Below are 21,823 nucleotides of genomic sequence, written 5' to 3'. Positions count from 1 at the left end.
TCCCGGTGAAGGGCGGTATTACCCAGGGCACGGTCAACACGTTTAATTTTATTTTTGACGTGCGCCCTGCCGGGAAGAGTGCGACCAAGGCTGGTCAGGGTCAGATCCGCACCGTGCGTGAGGGCAACGGCCATGGAAACAAGGACATTAATCCGGAAGCTGTGAACGTCCGGTAAAGACGCGGAGAAAAATTTCTGGCAGACTGTCTGTAAAGGCACGATGAGGTCTCTTCTGATTTGTTAGCGCAACCAGTAGATCACACTTCATCGTGCTTTTCATTTTTCTGGGGAACCCTCAGCCCAAAGGGAGAGGGAGAAAGGGAATTACAGCGCCAGCAGGCGCTCAATGGATGGTGCGAAGTAGTAGCCGCCGGTGACCGGTTTGGTGAAGCGCAGCATGGCGTCACGCTTGCCGTCGGTATCGCCGAACATGCTCAGCAGCTGTTGCTCAATATTGTACAGACGCGCGCAGTAGGCGCAGAAATAAAGGCCATGGGTTCCGCTTGCGGTGCCATACGGCAGGCTCTGGCGAACAATCTTCAGCCCTTTACCGTCTTCCTTGAGGTCAACGCGGCTCAGGTGAGAGGTCACCGGGCGTACATCGCCGTCGATCTCTTCGTTGGCCTCTTTGGTACGGCCAATCATCATCTCCTGGTCCTGCACACTCATGCGGTTAAGCTGCTTAAGGTTATGCTCCCAGCGCTGAACAAATACGTAGCTGCCGCCGGCATCCACGCCATCCTTGATGACCGCCACTTCACGGCGCGTCTCTTCACCTGCCGGGTTTTCCGTCCCGTCGACAAAGCCGCTCAGGTCGCGCTCTTCCACCCAGCGGAAACCGTGGACTTCTTCCTGAACGTCAATGCTGTCACCAAACGCCGCTACCGCCGCCTGAGCAACGGAGAAGTTCACGTCGTGGCGCAGAGAGAGAATATGGATCAATACGTCGTACTGGGTTGCCGGTGCCAGGCCTTTGCCGTAAGGGATAAAGTCTTTGAGCTCTTCCGCCCCTTCGCCACCGCTCAGCTGACGCCAGACGTTATTGCCAAAGGCCACCACGGCGCCCAGATGGGCATCCGGGAATTTGGCCTGGAAGGTGGCCAGTTTATCCACAAAGACTTTGCTGGCCGCACGCAGGGCATCCACATCCCCTTTCACATTGGCTTCAATCCAAATCGCCGCGCGGCAATGTTCTGGCAAAATGCCACTCTGAACCTGAGACATCGCTCCTCCTGAAATAAAGATGCCACGACAACGTGGCATTGATGGCGGGTATTATACCCGGATTTCAGCGAGACGGATTGTTCAGGCGCAAATTACTGCTGCCAGATAATTTTGCTCACTTTCCAGTTTTTCAGCGTATCGTCAGACGGCATTAAGCCTTCAGGACCGCTCCAGGTTCCGGTAAAGAGGTAGCTGATGTGCTGGCTGTCCGGCGCTTTACATTGCACCGCCACGCCATCGTCTGAAGGCGCGCTGGCGCAATTGCCGAAAGCCTGTTTATAGAGATCGCTAAACGGCGTACCAACCTTTACACCGCTCGCCGTCGGGATGGCATCGTCCAGCACGGCAATACGGTTTACCGTGCCTTTATCGCCGTTAATCACCAGCGCCAGTTTGTCTCCTTTCAGCGCTTCGAAGTAACGCACGATAGTGCCGTTTTGAGTTTTCATGCCGCTGCGCAGACGATAGTCGCTGCTCAGGGCCGCCTGAAGCGCGTCCTGATCCAGCGCCGTCGCGGCGGTAATGTTGCCCACGCCCTGCTCGGTCACTTCCAGCGAAGAGCCAAACCAGTTCCACGAATAAGCGGCCGACCAGTTAATGGAGGAGAGCGTTGAACAGCCGGTTAACGCCAGCGGGAGAGCGCATAAAAGTAAACGCAGCGATTTCATTGAAACGTCCTTACGTGTTAAATCAACGCTTGTTGGAGTGCAGCATCGGCAAAAAGTGCCGCGTTAATCTGACTCATGCGTAAAACAGGCGCGTAAGCGGGGGTTAGTCAGCAGCCACAGCAGCGCCACGATATCGGCCACCACCAGCGCAATGCCGATGCCCGTAAGCGGTTCACCGTACCACCAGAGCACAGGCTGCCAGCAGAGCAGCGCAATCTGGGCCAGGATCAGCAGCCAGCGAAGCGCACGCCAAAGCCGTGGTATCGCCTGTCGTCGGCCGCTGCACAAAAACGTCACCACCGCCGGTACGCCCGGTAACAGGCCGAGCCAAAAGGCGTCGTGATCGGGATAAAAGAGCGTCAGTAATGTATCGCCCTGCCCGCGGGACGCGGCGGCCATGACAAACAGCACCCAGGTGCGGGCCTGCAGCAGCAGTACGCACCAGAATAAGAAAGGCAGCCTGACACGCCCCTGCGCGTCGTAATCTGCCGGGTGGATCTCAATACTCTTCATCTTCGATCAGACGTTTACCTAAGCTCAGCACGTCAGCGTGTTCATAGCCCAGACGTTCATACATGCCCAGCACCACGTCGTTATCTTCGCGCACCATGATCTGAATTTTCGGGCAACCGCGAGCGATCAGTTTTTTCTCAAGACGATTGAGCAGCGCATTGGCAATGCCGCGCCCCCGGTATTCCGGGTGAACGCCCAGATAATAAGCAGAGCCGCGATGACCGTCGTAACCGCCCATCACCGTGCCCACCACTTCGCCGTTCACTTCCGCCACCAGAAACAGACTGACGTCGTGATTCAGCTTACGCTCAATGTCCATCTCTGGATCGTTCCACGGACGCAGCAAATCGCAGCGCTCCCAAAGGGTGATCACCTCTTCGAAATCTTCCTGGCGAAAAACGCGTATCTCCATGGTATTAACCGCCTTTTCGGGTTTAAAAACAGTGATTATGGCGCGAACAGGGCATTTAGCCAATAACCGGGGAAAATCTCGCCAAAATTTGGCATAATGTCACTTTGTCACGTATTGAAATGAAAAGTAAAACAATTCTCAATAAGGACTGTCGTAACGCTAAACGCGATACGATATAACACCAGGACCGCAATTTTTACTATTCAGGCCGCATGAGCACATTCAAACCATTAAAAGCACTCACATCGCGTCGTCAGGTTCTCAAAGCGGGGCTGGCGGCCTTAACGTTAACGGGCATCGCACAGCAGGCTCAGGCAAAAGAAGAGAGCACGCTTAAAACCAGTAACGGACACAGCAAACCCAAAGCCAAAAAACCAGGCGCGAAGCGTCTGGTCATGCTCGACCCGGGTCACGGCGGCATTGATACCGGCGCCATTGGCAAAAACGGGTCAAAAGAAAAACACGTCGTGCTGGCAATTGCAAAAAATGTGCGATCGATTTTACGCAGCAACGGCATTGACGCCCGCCTGACGCGCACGGGCGACACCTTTATTCCGCTGTATGACCGCGTGGAAATTGCCCATAAGCACGGTGCCGATCTCTTTATGTCCATTCACGCGGATGGCTTTACAAACCCTTCCGCCGCGGGCGCGTCGGTGTTTGCCCTCTCCAATCGCGGCGCCAGTAGCGCCATGGCGAAATATCTCTCCGACCGTGAAAACCGTGCGGATGAAGTCGCCGGGAAGAAGACCACCGATAAAGATCACCTGTTACAGCAGGTGCTGTTCGACCTCGTGCAGACCGATACCATCAAAAACAGTCTGACGCTGGGCTCGCATATCCTCAAACGGATTAAGCCGGTGCACCGTCTGCACAGCAAGAGCACGGAGCAGGCCGCGTTTGTGGTGCTGAAATCACCGTCGATTCCGTCCGTGCTGGTGGAGACCTCTTTCATCACTAACCCGGAAGAAGAGCGTCTGCTTGGTACTGCGGCGTTTCGTCAGAAAATCGCCAATGCCATCGCCTCCGGCATCATCAGTTACTTTAACTGGTTCGATAATCAAAAAGCGCACTCCAGGAAACGTTAATGAAACCGAATGCAAAGCGGGTAAAAACCTTCCTGCTGCAGTTGCAGGATGAGATTTGCCAGAAACTGGCCGCTGCAGACGGCGGTAATTTTCAGGAAGATAACTGGCAGCGCGAGGCCGGCGGTGGCGGGCGTAGCCGTGTGTTGCGAAACGGCGGTATCTTTGAACAGGCGGGCGTCAATTTTTCCCACGTTTACGGGGAGGCCATGCCCGCTTCTGCAACGGCGCATCGTCCTGAACTGGCAGGCCGCAGCTTCCAGGCGATGGGCGTTTCGCTGGTGGTACACCCGCACAACCCGTTTGTGCCAACCAGCCACGCCAACGTGCGTTTTTTCATTGCGGAAAAACCGGGGGCCGATCCGGTCTGGTGGTTTGGGGGCGGTTTCGATATGACCCCCTACTACGGCTTTGAAGAGGATGCCGTGCACTGGCATACGACCGCACGCGATCTCTGCCTGCCGTTTGGCGAAGACGTTTACCCGAAATACAAAAAGTGGTGCGACGACTACTTTTACCTCAAACACCGCGACGAACAGCGCGGCATTGGCGGGCTGTTCTTTGACGATCTGAACACGCCTGATTTTGATACCGCGTTCAGCTTTATGCGTGCGGTGGGCGAAGGCTATACCGACGCTTATCTGCCCATTGTTGAACGGCGTAAAAACAGCGACTACGGCGTGCGCGAACGTGAGTTCCAGCTTTACCGTCGCGGGCGCTACGTGGAGTTTAACCTGGTGTGGGATCGCGGGACGCTGTTTGGCCTGCAAACCGGCGGGCGCACGGAGTCGATTCTGATGTCGATGCCGCCGCTGGTGCGCTGGGAGTACTGCTACGAGCCAAAAGAAGGCAGCCCGGAGGCTGCCCTGAGTGAGTTTATTAAGGTTCGGGACTGGGTTTAACTGCCGGATGGCGCTGCGCTTATCCGGCCTGGTCAACCCGTAGGTCGTCGGGTAAGCGAACGCGCCACCCGACAAACATCACTTACAGCGGCTGCGTCTGCGCCTCAACCACCGCCAGCGCCACCATATTCACGATACGGCGTACAGAGGCAATTGGCGTTAACACATGCACCGGTTTTGCCACACCCATCAGCACCGGCCCCACGGTCACCCCTTCAGAGCTCGAGACGCGCAGCAGGTTGTAGCTGATACGCGCCGCTTCCACGTTTGGCATAATCAGGATATTCGCTGAGCCTTTCAGCGGGCTGTCTGGCATACGTTCATTGCGGATGCTCTCCACCAGCGCGGCGTCGCCGTGCATCTCACCGTCAATCATCAGCTCCGGTGCGCGCTCGCGAACCAGCTCCAGCGTCTGTCGCATTTTGCAGGCCGCCGCAGATTTAGAGGAGCCGAAGTTAGAGTGCGACAGCAGCGCCACCTTCGGTTCGATACCAAAGCGACGCACGGTTTCAGCCGCCATCACGGTGATCTCCGCCAGCTCGTCCGGGGTTGGATCGTCGTTGACGTAGGTATCGGCGATAAAGGTGTTACCGCTTGGCAGCAGCAGCGCGTTCATCGCACCGGCCGTGTGCACCCCGTCGCGATAGCCGAAGATCTCCTGCACTACGCTGAAGTGCTCGTGGTAATCACCGATGGTGCCGCAGATCAGCGCATCCGCCTCGCCGCGATGAACCATGATTGCGCCAATCACCGTGGTGTTGCTGATCACCGCCCGCTGCGCCTGCTCCTGAGTGATCCCGCGACGTTTCATGATCGCGTAGTATTCGCTCCAGTAATCTTTAAAGCGCGGGTCGGATTCATTGTTGACGATCTCAAAATCAACGCCCGGTTTGATCTGCAGGCCCAGCTTCTGGATACGCATCTCTATAACGCTCGGGCGGCCAATCAGGATCGGCTTCGCCAGCCCTAAGGTGATCAGCTCCTGCGTGGCATGGAGCACGCGCGCCTCTTCCCCTTCCGCCAGCACCACCCGCTTCGCGTCGGCACGAGCCTGAGAGAAAATCGGCTTCATAAACAGGTTAGTTTTGTAAACAAACTCGGTGAGCTTATCCACGTAAGCATCGAAATCGGTTATCGGGCGCGTCGCCACGCCGGAGTCCATCGCCGCTTTCGCAACCGCTGGCGCGATTTTGACAATCAGACGCGGGTCGAACGGTTTTGGAATGATGTAGTCCGGGCCAAAGCTCAGATCCTGATCGCCATAGGCTGAAGCAACCACTTCGCTCTGCTCGGCGTGTGCCAGTTCCGCAATGGCGTGCACCGCCGCGAGCTTCATCTCTTCGTTAATGGCCGTCGCACCTACGTCCAGCGCCCCACGGAAGATGAACGGGAAGCAGAGCACGTTGTTCACCTGGTTCGGGTAGTCGGAGCGACCGGTACAGATGATGGCATCTTCACGCACCGCTTTCGCCAGCGGCGGCAGGATTTCTGGCTCGGGGTTCGCCAGCGCCAGAATCATTGGCGCACGCGCCATCTTCTTCACCATCTCCTGGGTCAGCACTTTCGGGCCTGAACAGCCCAGGAAGATATCCGCGCCGTCAATGACATCCTCAAGCGTACGCTTGCCGTCGTCGTCCACCGCGTAGGCCGCTTTGGTTTCCGCCATGTTAGGCTCGCGGTCTTTATAGATCACGCCTTTGGAGTCGCAGACCACAATGTTGTGTTTCTGCATCCCGAGCGCCACCAGCAGGTTCATACAGGCAATGGCCGCCGCACCCGCGCCGGAAACTACCATGCGCACGTCAGAAAGATTTTTCTCCACCACGCGCAGGCCGTTAAGAATGGCGGCGGTGCTGATAATCGCCGTCCCGTGCTGGTCATCATGGAACACGGGAATGTTCATACGTTCACGCAGTTTCTGCTCAATGTAGAAACATTCCGGCGCTTTGATGTCTTCGAGGTTAATACCGCCAAAGGTCGGCTCCAGCGCCGCCACGACGTTGATGAATTTATCGGGATCGTGTTCGTCCACTTCGATATCAAACACGTCGATACCGGCGAATTTCTTGAACAGAACGCCCTTTCCTTCCATCACAGGCTTACCGGCCAGCGCACCAATGTTGCCCAGGCCCAGCACCGCCGTACCGTTAGAGATCACGGCGACCAGGTTGCCGCGCGCGGTATATTTGTAAGCGGCCAGCGGATCTTTTTCAATTTCGAGACACGGTGCCGCCACGCCCGGCGAGTAGGCCAGCGCCAGGTCGCGCTGGGTTGCCAGCGGTTTTGTCGGGGAGACCTGAATTTTACCCGGGACAGGAAACTCGTGAAAATCGAGGGCACTCTGTTTTAACTGATCGTCCATCTTGTTATTCCTTTTACGTATCGGTCAGATAGTATCGCCGCAGGCTGCCGCATAAACTTTGAAGGCTGCCAAACTCTCACCATCACACATTAAAAATTGTTATCAATTTATAACAGCCATGTTACCCGTCTCAAAAGCAATGCCTCCCCCGTCTGCTATGCTTTTTTGTTAAGTCCATCATGATTTTTCCAGAAGTGTGAACTAACGCACTCGTCTAACGCTTTTATTTTCAAGGAGTCATGACTTATGAACCAACTTGACGGCATCAAACAATTCACTACCGTGGTTGCAGACAGCGGCGATATCGAGTCGATTCGGCACTACCAGCCTGAAGACGCAACCACCAACCCGTCGCTGCTGCTCAAAGCGGCAGGGCTTTCCCATTTTAGTCATCTGATTGATGACGCCATTGCCTATGGCAAACAGCGCGGCAAAACCCAGGAACAACAGGTTGCCGAAGCCAGTGACAAGCTGGCGGTTAATTTCGGTGCGGAAATTCTGAAAAGCATCCCGGGGCGCGTCTCCACCGAAGTCGATGCCCGCCTCTCCTTCGATAAAGAGAAGAGCATCAATAAAGCCCGCCGCCTCGTCGAACTCTACCAGGAGCAGGGGATCGACAAATCACGCATTCTGATTAAGCTCGCCTCCACCTGGGAAGGTATCCGCGCGGCGGAAGTGCTGGAAAAAGAGGGGATCCACTGCAACCTGACGCTGCTGTTCTCGTTTGCGCAGGCGCGCGCCTGTGCCGAAGCGGGCGTATTCCTGATCTCACCGTTCGTCGGGCGCATCTACGACTGGTATCAGGCAAAACAGCCGATGGATCCGTACGTGGTGGAGGAAGACCCGGGCGTGAAGTCGGTACGTAATATCTACGACTATTACAAGCAGCACCGCTACGAAACCATCGTAATGGGGGCCAGCTTCCGCCGCACCGAGCAGATCCTGGCGCTGGCAGGGTGTGACCGCCTGACCATCTCCCCTGACCTGCTGAAAAAGCTGCAGGACAAAGAAGAGACGGTGATCCGTAAACTGGTGCCGACCTCCACCGTACTGCCCAAACCGAAAGCCATGACCGAAGCGGAATTCCGCTGGGAGCACAATCAGGACCCAATGGCCGTGGAAAAACTGGCGGACGGCATCCGCCAGTTCGCCGTCGACCAGCGCAAACTTGAAGATCTTCTCGCCGCCAAACTTTAACCTTGCCACGGAGTGAACTATGTCCCGTAAAGAGTTAGCCAATGCCATTCGCGCCCTCAGCATGGATGCCGTGCAAAAAGCCAATTCCGGCCACCCTGGCGCACCAATGGGCATGGCAGATATTGCCGAAGTGTTGTGGAATGACTTCCTGAAGCACAACCCTAACGACCCCACCTGGTACGATCGCGACCGTTTTATTCTCTCTAACGGCCACGCGTCGATGCTGCTCTACAGCCTGCTGCATTTGTCCGGCTACGATCTGCCGCTCGAAGAGTTGAAAAACTTCCGCCAGCTGCATTCGAAAACCCCCGGCCACCCGGAGATTGGCTATACGCCAGGGGTGGAAACCACCACCGGGCCGCTGGGACAGGGTTTAGCCAACGCCGTTGGGCTGGCCATCGCGGAACGCACGCTGGGTGCGCAGTTTAACCAGCCGGGGCATGACATCGTCGATCACTACACTTACGTCTTTATGGGTGACGGCTGTCTGATGGAGGGGATCTCCCATGAGGTCTGTTCGCTCGCGGGCACGCTGGGGCTGGGCAAGCTGATTGGCTTCTATGACCACAACGGCATCTCCATAGACGGGGAAACCGAGGGCTGGTTTACCGACGACACGGCAAAACGGTTTGAGGCCTACCACTGGCATGTGGTGCATGAAATTGACGGCCACGATCCCGAGGCGGTGAAAAAAGCAATTCAGGAAGCGCAAAGCGTGAAGGACAAACCGTCGCTGATTATCTGCCGCACGGTTATCGGCTTTGGTTCGCCGAACAAAGCAGGTAAAGAAGAGGCGCACGGTGCGGCGCTGGGTGATGAGGAAGTGGCGCTGACCCGGCAGAAACTGGGCTGGAAATATCCGCCGTTCGAAATTCCGAAAGAGATTTACCGCGCATGGGATGCCCGTGAAGAGGGTGAAAAGGCCCAGCACGCCTGGAACGAGAAATTTGCCGCCTACAAAAAGGCCTACCCGGAGCTGGCGGCCGAATTCACCCGCCGCATGAGCGGAGGGCTACCGGAGGACTGGGAAGAGAAAACGCAGGCGCTGATTGAAAACCTGCAATCTAACCCGGCCAAAATCGCCACCCGTAAGGCATCGCAAAACACCCTGAATGCGATTGGCCCAATCCTGCCTGAACTGCTGGGCGGCTCGGCGGATCTGGCCCCCAGCAACCTGACCATCTGGTCTGGCTCGACATCGCTGAAAGAGGATATCGCCGGAAACTATATTCACTATGGCGTACGCGAGTTCGGCATGACCGCCATTGCCAACGGTATCGCTCATCACGGGGGATTTGTCCCCTACACCGCCACCTTCCTGATGTTTGTGGAATACGCCCGTAACGCCGCACGCATGGCGGCTCTGATGAAAGCGCGGCAGATTATGGTTTACACCCATGACTCCATCGGGCTTGGGGAAGACGGGCCAACCCACCAGGCCGTTGAACAGCTGGCGAGCCTGCGCCTGACGCCAAACTTCAGCACCTGGCGTCCGTGCGATCAGGTCGAGGCCGCGGTGGGCTGGAAGCTGGCAGTAGAGCGCCATAACGGACCGACGGCGCTGATCCTGTCACGTCAGAACCTGGCGCAGATTGAACGCACGCCGGAGCAGGTGAAAGACATTGCCCGCGGCGGTTACATTCTGAAGGACAGCGGCGGCAAGCCGGATGTGATCCTGATTGCCACCGGTTCCGAGGTGGAGATTACCGTCAAAGCGGCGGAGAAGCTGACTGCCGAAGGTCACGCGGTGCGCGTGGTTTCCCTGCCTTCAACCGACATCTTTGACGCGCAGGATGAGGCATATCGTGAATCGGTCCTGCCATCCAGCGTGACGGCCCGCGTGGCGGTTGAGGCGGGCATTGCCGACTACTGGTACAAATATGTCGGGCTGAAAGGGGCCATTGTCGGCATGCGGGGATACGGTGAATCGGCGCCGGCCGACAAGCTGTTCCCGTATTTCGGTTTTACCGTTGAGAACGTCGTTGAGAAGGCGTTAAGCGTGCTTTAGTGCGGCCTGCGTGCCCGGTGGCGCTACGCTTACCGGGCCTACATGGTTCGAAACGTGGGCCGGGTAAGGTGTAACCGCCACCCGGCAAAACTAGCGTGTGATCCACAACGTGGGCCAGGCATCTGGCCCATTCCAGTTATCGCAGCTGGGCTCCTCGGCATAACGCACCAGACGGAAGCGCTGGCCGTCAAAGCGCCAGCGCGTCTGGATACCGCAGTCGGCAATCCCCCGCCCTAACGCCAGGGTGGTCAACTCACGCGTTTTCTCATCAAAGCGAGCGTTCATTAACTCCATTTCACTGCTACCGCTGGACGGCGTAAACGGCAGACGCAGCCTGACGCTACGGGAAGAAAACGGTTTTTTACGTGATACCAGCCAGGCCAGATCGACGGTGTTATACGCCCCCGCTTCGCAACTGACGATCAGCAGCGCTTTGTCATCGGTAAGCGCAGTGACGCGCACTTCCCGACGGTTGGGGTCGAGCGAGCACTGGCTGTTATTCATCCGCCAGGTACCATAATCCAGCAGATCGTTCAGTTCGCTGTGGGAGAGCGGTGTCGGGGTGGGATTCACAACCGCCACCTTTTTCAGGGCCGGTGCGGGCGGCACGCTTAACGGCGGATCGTCACCTTTTTTAATCCAGGCGGTTTCACTGCCGACGCGCTTTTGCTGCGCATCGATAAACAACAGCGCCGCTTTCAGGCCACTGAGGGAGATCGCCTGCTTGCCATCACGCAGGGTTAGCGCTTTCCCTTCCTGGATATGCTTAAGAAATGCAGTGATGGTCGCAGCATCGTCCGTTTTCAGATGCCAGGGCGTTAACTGCCAGTGCTGGCGCTCCAGCGTCACGGGCACCCCATCCAGCAGCAGGCGCGGCGCAATTGCAGGCTCTTTGACAGACGGGTCTGAAAGACCGCCGAGATCGATACGTAACGAGGCATCGGTTTTCGCGCCAGCGCTGCGGCTAAGCGTCATCACCAGACCACGGTGTTCACCGGTGTTGCGTGCCAGGCAAAAATTCTGGTTATTGCAGGTCACCTGCCAGTCTGAGAATGATTGCTGTGCAGGCGCAGCCCACACCCGCGGTGCGGGGAGCACACAAATCAGGAAAAAAATAAAAACGCAGTAGCGCATGAATGGCACAATCCCGGAACGAAAACGCTTAACTGGGCAGTATCTTCGTGTTCCCGCCGGGGTTGCTCAATCGGATTTATCGGATAGATTTATCCGAAAAACAAACTACATCCGTTCGAAAGAGGGATCCATCAGCCCGGTTGTTTGTAAATACTGCAGTAATATTACAGCCTTACCATCTTTAATTTCCCCGGAACGGATCATCGCCAGCGCCTGGACAAACGTTATCTCCAGCACCTCGATATCTTCATCTTCCACCCCACCGCCCTGATGGATACGATGCGCATCGCTGTATTCGGCAATAAAGAAATGGACGATTTCCGTCACGCCGCCGGGTGACATAAACAGTTCGAAAACTTTTTTAACCTCACCCACTTCAAAGCCCGTCTCCTCGATGGCTTCTTTGCGGATACACACTTCCGGCTCATCGTCATCGAGCAGACCTGCGCAGGTTTCAATCAGCCGTCCGTCCGGATTGCCATTGACCCACGTCGCCACCCTGAACTGGCGGATCAGCACCACGCTCTGCTTTTCACGGTTATAAAGCAGAATGGTTGCCCCATTGCCGCGGTCGTAAACCTCACGTTTGTGGCGGATCACGTCCCCGTTATTACGCGTTAAATCATAGGTGATGTTACGCAGGACAAAGTAATTATCAGAAAGGATTTTGTCTTTGATAACGTCAATTTTCAGGGTCATACGGGCTCCACGACACAATGAGTCTGCCTATATTACGCCGTGAACCCCGCTTTGTCGCCCACCCGATTTAATGCGTTTTTAACGCGCTGACGCCCAGCCAGTCGAGGATACCCTGCGCAGCATGTCGCCCTTCCGCCATGGCGGTGACCACTAAATCTGCGCCGCGTACGGCGTCACCGCCTGCGAAAATTTGCGGGTTAGAGGTCTGATAGCGATAGCGGCTCTCCACCGAGGCGATAATTCGTCCCCAGCTATCCGTCTCCACGCCCTGCGCCTGCAGCCACGGCATCTCGTGTGGATTGAAACCAAATGCCATGATCACCGCATCCGCAGGCATCACAAATTCGCTCCCCGCTATCGGTACCGGCCGACGACGGCCCTGAGCATCCGGTTCGCCGAGTTCGGTACGCAGCATGCGAATGCCGTTGACCTGTCCGTCAGGTGCCAGAGTTAACTCCACGGGCTGAACGTTAAACTCAAACGCGGCGCCCTCTTCCTTCGCATTCTTCACCTCTTTTTTCGAGCCCGGCATATTGGCTTCATCCCGGCGGTAGGCGCAGGTTACCTTCGCCGCACCGTGACGTAACGCGGTGCGGACACAGTCCATGGCGGTATCGCCCCCGCCGAGCACCACCACGTTCAGCCCCCGGGTATCGATAAATGGCTCTTTGGTTGTTGCCTCAAGCCCCATCACGTGGCGGGTGTTTGCCACCAGGAAAGGTAACGCGTCATAGACGCCGGGCGCATCTTCATGTGCGATACCCGCTTTCATGGAACGATAGGTTCCCACACCAATAAACAGTGCATCGTATTCGCGTTGCAGCTGTGACAGCGGCACATCCTGTCCGACGTCGCAGTTCAGAACGAACTGGATCCCCATGGCCGTGAATATCTCCCTGCGCCGTGCGAGCAGCGATTTATCGAGCTTAAAGGCCGGGATACCAAACGTCAGCAAGCCGCCAATCTCCGGGTGCCGGTCATAGACCGTGACGCGCACGCCGCTGCGCGCCAGCACGTCGGCACAGGCAAGCCCCGCAGGCCCCGCGCCGATCACCGCCACACGTTTATCAACCGGTGTCACGCCGCTCAGATCCGGCTTCCAGCCCATCGCCAGCGCCTGGTCAGAGATATAGCGCTCGATGTTGCCAATGGTCACCGCGCCCGAGATATCACGCACGGTGCAGGCGCCTTCACATAATCGGTCCTGCGGGCAGACGCGGCCGGTAATTTCAGGTAAACAGTTGGTCTGGTGTGAAAGCTCAACCGCCCCGGCGATATCCCCCGCTTTAACGCGTTCAATCCACTGGGGGATATGGTTGTGCAGCGGACAGGTCCATTCACAAATGCTGTGTTCGCCGCACTTCAGGCAGCGCGATGCCTCACGCGCGGCCTGCTCTGCCCGAAACGGCAGGTAGATCTCCTGAAAATGGCTGACGCGTGCACTCGCGGCGAGTTTATCCGGCTCCCCGCGTCGCGGTGTGTTTCTCATCTGCTCAAGGCGGGTGTGCGGCAGGTCTGGCCTTACCGCCTCGCCGTGCCAGGGCTGCGCCTCCTGACGGGCGGTGCGCTGGCGGCGGGTTTTCGCCAGGTTATTCAGTACGGCGGGCGTCGCCAGGGTAAGCACCTGTGCCGGACAATTTTCGATGCAGGCCGGGCCCTGTGGGCGCGTGTGGCAAAGATCGCATTTATGCGCCGAGGCTTTTACGTTGCCCTTGTCGAGAGGCGTAACAACGATCTCCATCGTGCCGAACGGACAGGCAACCACGCAGGCTTTACAGCCAATGCATTTTTGTTGATTCACCTGTACGCTGTCATCGCATTTGCTGATGGCCCCGTTAGGGCAGCTCTGCGCGCAGGGCGCATTTTCGCAATGGTGGCAGGTTACAGGCGTGCTCTTCGCGCCAGATTTCAGGACAGTGATGCGGGGATGAAAATGGCGTTCGCTCAGCACGTGTTGTTCATCGTTGTGCGCCATCACGCAGGCCACTTCGCAGGCACGGCACCCTATACACTGCTGGCTGTTGGCCATAATAAAACGATTCATAACGACACCTGTTTTTGGTTCAATAACCTTATTCTTTATAGGAATATTGTATTTACCCACGGCGGCGCTATCAGGCAATGTACAAATGCCCAGGAAGCCGAACTATCTCCAGTGAACCTGTGGCAGATCAATTTTTTCAGGAAGCTGTTCTGTGACCGTTAAACGACCCGTTTCCGGAAGCCTGGCCCGGGCTTTCATTTCCATTATCGTGCTGTCCGTTCTGACCAGCACCGTCGCGTTGTTCACGCTTGCCAGCAGCCAGCGGGATGCAGAAGCCATCAATATTGCCGGTTCCCTGCGAATGCAGAGCTACCGTCTGGGCTATGAGATGCAACGCAACAGCGACGCCCTGGCGGCGCATCGCGAGAGCTGGCAGCAGACGCTGAGCGCCCCTGCGCTACAGAAGCTGAGCCGCTGGTACGTGCCGGACGATGTTAAGGCGCGCTATCAGCAGCTGCATCTGGCATGGCAGGAGATGGACAACCACATCGCTCGCGGCGATAGCGGGTGGTATCAGGCCCACATTGAAGACTTTGTCGGCCGGATTGACGCCTTTGTGCTCGCCCTTCAGCACTACACCGAACATAAAATCCGGGCGGTGATTCTGATCTCCCTGGCGGGCGGGATGGGCATCCTGATCCTGACGATCTTTACCCTGCGACGCATCCGCCGCCAGGTGGTGTTACCGCTGAATAATCTGGTGGCGGCCAGCGAGCGCATTGAGCGGAGGCAATTCGATACGCCTGCACCGGATACCGCGCTGCCAAACGAACTGGGCCAACTTTCCCGGGCGTTCAACCACATGTCTGCCGAGCTGCATACGCTGTATCGCTCGCTTGAACACTCCGTAGCGGAAAAGACGCAGCATCTGAATGAGGCGCATCAGCAACTCGAGATGCTGTTTAAATGCTCTCAGGCACTGAACACCGGCCAGATAGACAGCCACTGTTTCCGGCATATTTTGCAGATAGTGCATGAGTACACGCAGATGAACTACCTGGAATTGCGCACCAGCGACGACTGGCGGCTCAGTGAGGGTATCGAATCAACCGGGAGCCCTGTCCAAACGCTGCCCGTGCTGATGCAGGATACCCTGTACGGGGAATTACGCTGGCAAAGCGAGACGGGCAACGTTCCTCTGCCGCTGATGGAAAGCGTGGCGACAATGCTCGGACGCGGACTGTATTTCAACCAGGCGCAAAAGCACTACCAGCAGTTGCTGCTGATGGAAGAGCGCGCGACGATCGCCCGCGAGCTGCACGATTCCCTGGCGCAGGTACTGTCGTATTTACGTATTCAGCTGGCACTGCTGAAACGCGCTATCCCGCAGGAAAATGCCCCGGCGCAGACCATTATCACCGACTTTTCCCGCGAGCTTAACAACGCCTGGCATCAATTGCGGGAACTGCTTACCACCTTCCGCCTGACGCTTAACCACGCCAATCTGCCCGCGGCCCTACAGGAGTCACTGGACGGGTTACAGAGCCAGACGCAGGCAAAGCTGCACCTCGACTGCCGCCTCTCCTCGCTGGCGCTGGATGCCCAGAAACAGGTGCATTTGCTGCAGATCGTGCGTGAAGCGGTGTTGAATGCGATGAAGCACGCCCAGGCCAGCGAGATAACCGTCAGCTGCGTGACGTCTGCTGACGGCACCCACAGCGTCAGCATTCGCGATAACGGTATCGGGATTGGCGAAGCCAGCGAGCCGCCGGGACATTACGGGCTGAATATTATGCGCGAACGGGCGGCGCGACTTGGCGGAACGCTGCACTTTTCCCAGCCGCAAAACGGGGGGACGCTGGTGAGCGTGATCTTCCCGACAAACGGGGCCGGGAGGTAAATAACGGTAAAAGGTGAAGCGCAGAGAAAAGCGCATGATAATTTACACTATCTCCTTTATTTCTCCACGTTTGGTCTTCGTCTTGCCGCTAAAGTGATGCGGGCAATAAACAATAATGACGTGCAGCAAAACGAGGTCTCATTTTCATGGCGAATTTTTTTATCGATCGCCCCATTTTTGCCTGGGTACTTGCCATACTGTTGTGTCTGACAGGTGTCCTGGCCATTACTTCACTTCCTGTTGAGCAATATCCCGACCTGGCACCACCAAACGTGCGCGTCACGGCAAATTACCCCGGAGCTTCAGCACAAACGCTGGAAAATACCGTCACGCAGGTTATCGAGCAGAACATGACGGGTCTGGATAACCTGATGTACATGTCCTCGCAGAGTAGCGCCACGGGCCAGGCGACCGTCACCCTGAGCTTTACCGCCGGTACGGATCCGGACGAAGCCGTACAGCAGGTGCAAAACCAGCTGCAGTCGGCGATGCGTAAACTGCCTCAGGCGGTGCAGAATCAGGGGGTTACCGTACGTAAAACCGGTGACACCAACATCCTGACTATTGCGTTTGTCTCTACCGACGGTTCCATGGATAAGCAGGACATTGCGGACTACGTCGCCAGTAATATTCAGGATCCCCTCAGCCGTATTAACGGCGTCGGTGATATCGATGCTTACGGCTCTCAGTATTCAATGCGTATCTGGCTTGATCCGAATAAGCTGAACAGCTTCCAGATGACGGCAACCGACGTGACGGATGCCATTAAATCCCAGAACGCCCAGATTGCGGTGGGACAACTGGGGGGAACGCCCTCCGTCGATAAACAAGCGTTGAATGCCACCATTAACTCACAGTCGCTGCTTCAGACCCCGGAGCAGTTTCGCAACATTACCCTGCGCGTAAATCAGGATGGTTCAGAGGTCCGCCTGGGCGATGTCGCCACAGTAGAAATGGGGGCAGAGAAATATGATTATCTCAGCCGCTTTAACGGTAACCCGGCCTCCGGTCTGGGGGTAAAACTGGCCTCCGGGGCCAATGAAATGGCCACCGCGCAGCTGGTGCTGGATCGTCTGGATGAGCTGTCGCACTATTTTCCCCACGGGCTGGAATATAAAGTCGCCTACGAAACCACCTCCTTCGTTAAAGCCTCTATTGAAGATGTGGTGAAAACGCTGCTGGAAGCGATCGCGCTGGTCTTCCTGGTCATGTACCTGTTCCTGCAAAACTTCCGCGCAACGCTGATCCCGACCATTGCCGTTCCGGTGGTGTTGCTGGGTACCTTCGCGGTGCTTTACGCGTTTGGTTACAGCATTAACACCCTGACGATGTTTGCAATGGTGCTGGCGATTGGCCTGCTGGTGGACGATGCCATCGTGGTGGTCGAAAACGTCGAGCGCATCATGAGCGAGGAAGGGCTTTCCCCCCGTCAGGCCACGCGTAAATCGATGGGACAAATTCAGGGGGCGTTAGTTGGCATCGCGATGGTGCTCTCGGCGGTCTTTATCCCGATGGCGTTTTTCGGCGGCACAACCGGCGCCATTTATCGTCAGTTCTCAATCACCATCGTCTCCGCAATGGTGCTCTCGGTGCTGGTGGCGCTGATCCTCACGCCTGCCCTCTGCGCCACCCTCCTCAAGCCGCTACATAAAGGGGAGCAGCACGGTCAGAAAGGCTTTTTTGGCTGGTTTAACCGCATGTTCAACCGCAGTGCCGCGCGTTATGAAACTGCCGTCGGCAAGGTGCTGCACCGCAGCCTGCGCTGGATGATGATTTATGTTGTGCTGTTGGGCGGTATGGTATGGCTGTTCCTGCATCTGCCGACTTCGTTCCTGCCGCAGGAAGACCGGGGGATGTTCATCACTTCGGTGCAGCTCCCGAGCGGGTCAACGCAGCAGCAAACGCTGAAGGTAGTTCAGAAGGTGGAGCAGTACTTCTTTACCAAAGAGAAAGATAACGTGGTGTCGGTCTTCTCCACCGTCGGCTCCGGCCCGGGCGGGAACGGGCAGAACGTTGCACGTATGTTTGTGCGCCTGAAAGACTGGGACGCACGCGATACGAAAACGGGCACCTCGTTTGCCATTATCGAACGCGCGACCAAAGCCTTCTCCCGTATCAAAGAGGCTCGCGTTTTTGCCAGCAGCCCACCGGCCATCAGCGGTCTCGGCAGTTCTGCCGGGTTTGACATGGAGTTGCAGGACCATGCCGGTGCGGGCCACACGGCGCTGATGGCGGCACGCGACAAGCTGTTAGAGCTGGCCGGTAAAGATCCGGGTCTGACCCGCGTCCGTCACAACGGTCTGGATGACAGCCCGCAGCTGCAGGTGGATATTGATCAGCGTAAGGCGCAGGCGCTGGGCGTTTCCATCGACGATATTAACGACACCCTGCAAACGGCGTGGGGTTCAAGCTATGTGAATGACTTTATGGATCGCGGTCGCGTTAAAAAAGTGTATGTGCAATCCGCCGCGCCATACCGCATGCTGCCGGACGATATTAACCGCTGGTATGTCCGCAACAATGCGGGCGGCATGGTGCCGTTCTCCGCCTTCGCCTCCTCGCACTGGGAGAGCGGTTCTCCGCGTCTGGAGCGCTATAACGGCTATTCCGCCGTTGAGATCGTCGGTGAAGCCGCGCCGGGCGTCAGCACCGGTACGGCGATGGACACCATGGAAAAGCTGGTGCAACAGCTGCCCGCTGGCTTTGGTCTGCAGTGGACGGCCATGTCTTATCAGGAGCGGCTCTCCGGGGCGCAGGCTCCCGCGCTTTACGCGCTTTCGCTGCTGGTGGTCTTCCTCTGTCTTGCGGCGCTGTATGAAAGCTGGTCAGTCCCGTTCTCGGTCATGCTGGTGGTACCGCTTGGCGTGATCGGCGCGCTGCTCGCCACCTGGATGCGCGGTCTGGAGAACGACGTTTACTTTCAGGTGGGGCTGCTCACCGTGATTGGGTTGTCGGCGAAAAACGCCATCCTGATTGTTGAGTTTGCCAATGAGATGAATGCGAAAGGCCATGAACTGATGGCTTCCACGCTGCATGCCTGCCGTCAGCGCTTACGTCCAATCCTGATGACCTCGCTGGCGTTTGTCTTCGGGGTGTTACCGATGGCAACCAGCTCAGGTGCAGGCTCCAGCAGCCAGCATGCGGTAGGTACAGGCGTCATGGGAGGAATGATTTCAGCCACGATCCTGGCCATTTATTTTGTGCCGCTGTTCTTCGTGCTGGTGCGTCGCCGCTTCCCGCTCAAGGAACGGCCTGAATAAGATAGTGAAAATAAAAAAGGCGGCTCAGTAGGCCGCCTTTTTACTGTGCGATTAATTCACACTATGGTTATTTTACTTATTTAAGTGCTCTTGCAATTCTTACTGAATGTCATTTACGAAGCATGCCTTCGATAAAATCTTTCCAGTTCCCCAGTTCACGTTCAATCATAACAACCTCTCTTATTATTATGCGCATTCTACGAAAACGTATCATCATTGTGAAGACAATTTAACCGATTGCTGTGATTGTACCCCGTCTGCGCGCTGGATTTATGATAAATATGAACGGAGAACCTTAAATTTTGTGTGACGGCCAGCAATATTTTGAAATAACCCTACGCACGGGTGAGTTTTATTTTACCCGCTGAGTTTACAGGCAATTTATACCTGCTGGACATCTATGCTTAAATGATGAAAGAATATTCAGCGTACAGGTGTGAGTTGAATTAAAAAGAGGTGTTAATCCAGAGCGTTTCTGAATGTGTTATATTCCGTTTAAGGATATATCTTCGAATTTACTGAACATTTAATGGTCATAAGAACAAAAGGATTCAACATGGTTGTCATGTACGGCATTAAAAATTGTGACACGATCAAAAAAGCCCGTCGCTGGCTCGAAGCTAACAACGTCGAGTACCGCTTCCACGATTACCGTGCCGATGGGCTTGATGCAGAATTTCTGCATACCGCCATTAACGAACTGGGGTGGGACGCGCTGCTGAACACCCGCGGCACGACCTGGCGCAAGCTGGACGAATCACTGCGTGCCAGCATCAAGGATGCCAACAGCGCAGCAAATCTGATGCTTGAAATGCCAGCAATCATCAAACGCCCATTGCTCTGCGCGCCCGGGCAGCCTATGCTGCTGGGTTTCAGTGAAACCCTTTATTCCGACTTTTTTCGTTGAGGTGTAGTTTATGTCATGCCCGGTCATTGAGCTGACTCAGCAGCTTATTCGCCGTCCTTCCCTTAGCCCGGACGACGCAGGTTGTCAGGCATTAATGATTGAGCGCCTGCGTGCCATCGGTTTTACCGTGGAGCGGATGGATTTTGGCGACACCCAGAATTTCTGGGCGTGGCGTGGCCAGGGCGAAACACTGGCCTTTGCCGGGCATACCGACGTGGTTCCCGCAGGTGATGCGGACCGCTGGATCAACCCTCCGTTTGAACCAACCATCCGCGATGGCATGCTCTTTGGCCGCGGCGCCGCAGACATGAAAGGCTCCCTGGCGGCAATGGTTGTGGCGGCTGAGCGCTTTGTCGCCCAGCACCCGAACCATAAAAACCGTCTCGCGTTTCTCATTACCTCTGATGAAGAAGCCAGCGCCCATAACGGCACCGTCAAGGTGGTTGAGGCCCTGATGGCCCGCAACGAGCGTCTGGACTACTGTCTGGTCGGCGAGCCGTCCAGTACCGAGGTGGTGGGCGATGTGGTGAAAAATGGCCGCCGCGGTTCGTTAACCTGTAACCTGACCATTCACGGCGTACAGGGACACGTGGCGTACCCGCATCTGGCCGATAACCCAGTTCACCGCGCAGCGCCGATGCTGAGTGAACTGGTAAGCATTGAGTGGGACAAAGGCAATGAGTACTTCCCGCCAACCAGCATGCAGATTGCGAACGTGAAGGCAGGAACCGGCAGCAACAACGTGATCCCGGGCGATTGTTTCGTTCAGTTTAACTTCCGTTTCAGCACGGAACTGACCGATGAGATGATCAAAGCGCGCGTTATCGCCCTGCTGGAAAAATATCAGCTGCGTTACACCGTGGACTGGTGGCTTTCCGGCCAGCCGTTCCTGACACAGCGTGGCAAACTGGTGGATGCGGTGGTGAACGCCATCGAGCACTATAATGAAATTAAGCCACAACTGCTGACGACGGGTGGCACCTCAGACGGACGCTTTATCGCCCGCATGGGAGCTCAGGTTGTCGAACTGGGGCCAGTGAACGCGACCATTCATAAAATCAATGAGTGTGTAAATGCCGCGGATTTACAACTGCTGGCCCGTATGTATCAACGTATTATGGAGCAAATCGTCGCCTGACGAGCGCTCTGAGAGGAATAGCGAATGGATTGGCTTGCAAAGTACTGGTGGATTCTGGTGTTAGTGTTTCTGGTAGGCGTATTGCTTAACGTGATTAAAGATCTTAAGCGCGTTGACCATAAAAAATTCCTCGCCAACAAGCCGGATCTTCCGCCTCATCGTGATTTTAACGACAAGTGGGATGACGACGACGACTGGCCAAAGAAAGACCAGAAAAAAGAAGGGACCTTAAAAACATCTGACGGTGGCGACGAATAGAGAGGTGTAGATCACGGGGGTGGGAGGATCGTTAAAGACTCAAGCTAACACAAGACCTTCCCGCAATAAAACTACAAGATACCCACAGACGTAGGACCAAACAAAAAAGAAAAAGACACAACAACCAAGCCCACAGCGACCACGATCCGAAGCCGGATAGAGAGTCACCCGAA

General features: G+C 56.2%; 18 protein-coding genes and 1 pseudogene. 9 read left to right on the top strand and 10 right to left on the bottom strand.

Annotated features, from left to right (window positions below; genetic code table 11):
- The 5 genes and pseudogenes from APU11_RS28980 to APU11_RS18585 all read right to left on the bottom strand — a co-directional run.
- A pseudogene (locus APU11_RS28980) lies at positions 1–218 on the bottom strand (IS4 family transposase); the annotation flags it as partial.
- 105 nt (positions 219–323) lie between these two features.
- Complete coding sequence (locus tag APU11_RS18600; protein WP_013098206.1) at positions 324–1,223, bottom strand: Dyp-type peroxidase; 900 nt, start codon at positions 1,221–1,223, stop codon at positions 324–326.
- Between the two features lie 92 nt (positions 1,224–1,315).
- Entirely contained in the window at positions 1,316–1,891 is a 576-nt protein-coding gene (locus APU11_RS18595) for an RpoE-regulated lipoprotein (protein WP_058651777.1), read from the bottom strand.
- A 63-nt stretch (positions 1,892–1,954) separates the two neighbouring features.
- A complete protein-coding gene (locus APU11_RS18590) occupies positions 1,955–2,404 on the bottom strand; it encodes a DUF2919 domain-containing protein (protein ID WP_014832841.1) in 450 nt (149 codons plus the stop codon).
- Positions 2,391–2,816, bottom strand: a complete 426-nt coding sequence (locus APU11_RS18585) for a GNAT family acetyltransferase (protein ID WP_014832842.1) — start codon at positions 2,814–2,816, stop codon at positions 2,391–2,393. Before APU11_RS18585 ends, APU11_RS18590 begins: the two co-directional genes overlap by 14 nt.
- A 212-nt stretch (positions 2,817–3,028) precedes the next feature.
- Here APU11_RS18585 and amiA point away from each other — a divergent pair, with 212 nt between their 5' ends.
- Both amiA and hemF read left to right on the top strand, forming a co-directional pair.
- Positions 3,029–3,904, top strand: a complete 876-nt coding sequence (amiA, locus tag APU11_RS18580) for an N-acetylmuramoyl-L-alanine amidase AmiA (RefSeq protein WP_058651778.1) — start codon at positions 3,029–3,031, stop codon at positions 3,902–3,904.
- Positions 3,904–4,803: an oxygen-dependent coproporphyrinogen oxidase gene (gene hemF / locus APU11_RS18575; RefSeq protein WP_013098211.1), complete on the top strand. Its 900-nt coding sequence runs from the start codon at positions 3,904–3,906 to the stop codon at positions 4,801–4,803. The genes amiA and hemF overlap by 1 nt, the downstream gene beginning before the upstream one ends.
- A gap of 82 nt (positions 4,804–4,885) precedes the next feature.
- Here the strand turns inward: hemF and maeB are convergent, their stop codons facing one another.
- Positions 4,886–7,165: an NADP-dependent oxaloacetate-decarboxylating malate dehydrogenase gene (maeB, locus tag APU11_RS18570; protein WP_060578690.1), complete on the bottom strand. Its 2,280-nt coding sequence runs from the start codon at positions 7,163–7,165 to the stop codon at positions 4,886–4,888.
- A gap of 246 nt (positions 7,166–7,411) precedes the next feature.
- On the opposite strand from maeB, the gene tal reads away from it, so the two are divergent.
- The gene (gene tal / locus APU11_RS18565; RefSeq protein ID WP_013098213.1) at positions 7,412–8,362 is read left to right on the top strand and encodes a transaldolase; all 951 of its coding nucleotides are present in this window, start codon (positions 7,412–7,414) and stop codon (positions 8,360–8,362) included.
- Positions 8,363–8,381: 19 nt separating this feature from the next.
- Positions 8,382–10,370, top strand: coding sequence for a transketolase (tkt, locus tag APU11_RS18560; protein ID WP_013098214.1), 1,989 nt, complete (start codon positions 8,382–8,384; stop codon positions 10,368–10,370).
- Positions 10,371–10,460: 90 nt separating this feature from the next.
- On the opposite strand, the gene APU11_RS18555 is transcribed toward tkt, so the two are convergent.
- The 3 genes from APU11_RS18555 to aegA form a co-directional block, all read right to left on the bottom strand.
- The gene (locus tag APU11_RS18555; RefSeq protein WP_020689967.1) at positions 10,461–11,504 is read right to left on the bottom strand and encodes a DUF1176 domain-containing protein; all 1,044 of its coding nucleotides are present in this window, start codon (positions 11,502–11,504) and stop codon (positions 10,461–10,463) included.
- A gap of 105 nt (positions 11,505–11,609) precedes the next feature.
- Positions 11,610–12,203, bottom strand: coding sequence for a GDP-mannose pyrophosphatase NudK (gene nudK / locus APU11_RS18550; protein ID WP_058651779.1), 594 nt, complete (start codon positions 12,201–12,203; stop codon positions 11,610–11,612).
- A 67-nt stretch (positions 12,204–12,270) separates the two neighbouring features.
- Positions 12,271–14,247: a formate-dependent uric acid utilization protein AegA gene (gene aegA / locus APU11_RS18545; protein ID WP_058651780.1), complete on the bottom strand. Its 1,977-nt coding sequence runs from the start codon at positions 14,245–14,247 to the stop codon at positions 12,271–12,273.
- A 151-nt stretch (positions 14,248–14,398) separates the two neighbouring features.
- Between aegA and narQ the strand changes: the two genes are divergently transcribed.
- Positions 14,399–16,087 (top strand): nitrate/nitrite two-component system sensor histidine kinase NarQ, encoded by a 1,689-nt coding sequence (narQ, locus tag APU11_RS18540; protein ID WP_058651781.1) that lies wholly within the window; start codon positions 14,399–14,401, stop codon positions 16,085–16,087.
- Positions 16,088–16,233: 146 nt separating this feature from the next.
- Positions 16,234–19,347: a multidrug efflux RND transporter permease AcrD gene (acrD, locus tag APU11_RS18535; protein WP_029882269.1), complete on the top strand. Its 3,114-nt coding sequence runs from the start codon at positions 16,234–16,236 to the stop codon at positions 19,345–19,347.
- 109 nt (positions 19,348–19,456) lie between these two features.
- Here the strand turns inward: acrD and ypfM are convergent, their stop codons facing one another.
- Complete coding sequence (gene ypfM, locus APU11_RS28150; protein WP_015572204.1) at positions 19,457–19,516, bottom strand: protein YpfM; 60 nt, start codon at positions 19,514–19,516, stop codon at positions 19,457–19,459.
- A 387-nt stretch (positions 19,517–19,903) separates the two neighbouring features.
- On the opposite strand from ypfM, the gene APU11_RS18530 reads away from it, so the two are divergent.
- Genes APU11_RS18530 through APU11_RS18520 form a run of 3 tightly spaced genes read left to right on the top strand, consistent with a single transcriptional unit; the run spans position 19,904 to position 21,650 of the window.
- The gene (locus tag APU11_RS18530; protein WP_020689972.1) at positions 19,904–20,254 is read left to right on the top strand and encodes an ArsC family reductase; all 351 of its coding nucleotides are present in this window, start codon (positions 19,904–19,906) and stop codon (positions 20,252–20,254) included.
- Between the two features lie 10 nt (positions 20,255–20,264).
- Positions 20,265–21,392 (top strand): succinyl-diaminopimelate desuccinylase, encoded by a 1,128-nt coding sequence (gene dapE, locus APU11_RS18525; RefSeq protein ID WP_058651783.1) that lies wholly within the window; start codon positions 20,265–20,267, stop codon positions 21,390–21,392.
- Between the two features lie 24 nt (positions 21,393–21,416).
- Positions 21,417–21,650, top strand: coding sequence for a YpfN family protein (locus APU11_RS18520; protein WP_060578689.1), 234 nt, complete (start codon positions 21,417–21,419; stop codon positions 21,648–21,650).
- The last annotated feature ends 173 nt before the right edge of the window (positions 21,651–21,823 follow it).

The sequence above is a fragment of the Enterobacter sp. 50793107 genome, assembly GCF_001463365.1.
Lineage (GTDB): Bacteria > Pseudomonadota > Gammaproteobacteria > Enterobacterales > Enterobacteriaceae > Enterobacter > Enterobacter cloacae.
The sequence above is the reverse complement of the archived record's forward strand: the minus strand, read 5'-3'. Positions and strand labels throughout refer to the sequence as shown.

Excerpts from the sequence above, each read along its gene's own strand:
- APU11_RS18600 (WP_013098206.1), bottom strand. The coding sequence starts at position 1,223 with ATGTCTCAGGTTCAGAGTGGCATTTTGCCAGAACATTGCCGCGCGGCG.
- APU11_RS18595 (WP_058651777.1), bottom strand. The coding sequence starts at position 1,891 with ATGAAATCGCTGCGTTTACTTTTATGCGCTCTCCCGCTGGCGTTAACC.
- APU11_RS18590 (WP_014832841.1), bottom strand. The coding sequence starts at position 2,404 with ATGAAGAGTATTGAGATCCACCCGGCAGATTACGACGCGCAGGGGCGT.
- APU11_RS18585 (WP_014832842.1), bottom strand. The coding sequence starts at position 2,816 with ATGGAGATACGCGTTTTTCGCCAGGAAGATTTCGAAGAGGTGATCACC.
- amiA (WP_058651778.1), top strand. The coding sequence starts at position 3,029 with ATGAGCACATTCAAACCATTAAAAGCACTCACATCGCGTCGTCAGGTT.
- hemF (WP_013098211.1), top strand. The coding sequence starts at position 3,904 with ATGAAACCGAATGCAAAGCGGGTAAAAACCTTCCTGCTGCAGTTGCAG.
- maeB (WP_060578690.1), bottom strand. The coding sequence starts at position 7,165 with ATGGACGATCAGTTAAAACAGAGTGCCCTCGATTTTCACGAGTTTCCT.
- tal (WP_013098213.1), top strand. The coding sequence starts at position 7,412 with ATGAACCAACTTGACGGCATCAAACAATTCACTACCGTGGTTGCAGAC.
- tkt (WP_013098214.1), top strand. The coding sequence starts at position 8,382 with ATGTCCCGTAAAGAGTTAGCCAATGCCATTCGCGCCCTCAGCATGGAT.
- APU11_RS18555 (WP_020689967.1), bottom strand. The coding sequence starts at position 11,504 with ATGCGCTACTGCGTTTTTATTTTTTTCCTGATTTGTGTGCTCCCCGCA.
- nudK (WP_058651779.1), bottom strand. The coding sequence starts at position 12,203 with ATGACCCTGAAAATTGACGTTATCAAAGACAAAATCCTTTCTGATAAT.
- aegA (WP_058651780.1), bottom strand. The coding sequence starts at position 14,247 with ATGAATCGTTTTATTATGGCCAACAGCCAGCAGTGTATAGGGTGCCGT.
- acrD (WP_029882269.1), top strand. The coding sequence starts at position 16,234 with ATGGCGAATTTTTTTATCGATCGCCCCATTTTTGCCTGGGTACTTGCC.
- APU11_RS18530 (WP_020689972.1), top strand. The coding sequence starts at position 19,904 with ATGGTTGTCATGTACGGCATTAAAAATTGTGACACGATCAAAAAAGCC.
- dapE (WP_058651783.1), top strand. The coding sequence starts at position 20,265 with ATGTCATGCCCGGTCATTGAGCTGACTCAGCAGCTTATTCGCCGTCCT.
- APU11_RS18520 (WP_060578689.1), top strand. The coding sequence starts at position 21,417 with ATGGATTGGCTTGCAAAGTACTGGTGGATTCTGGTGTTAGTGTTTCTG.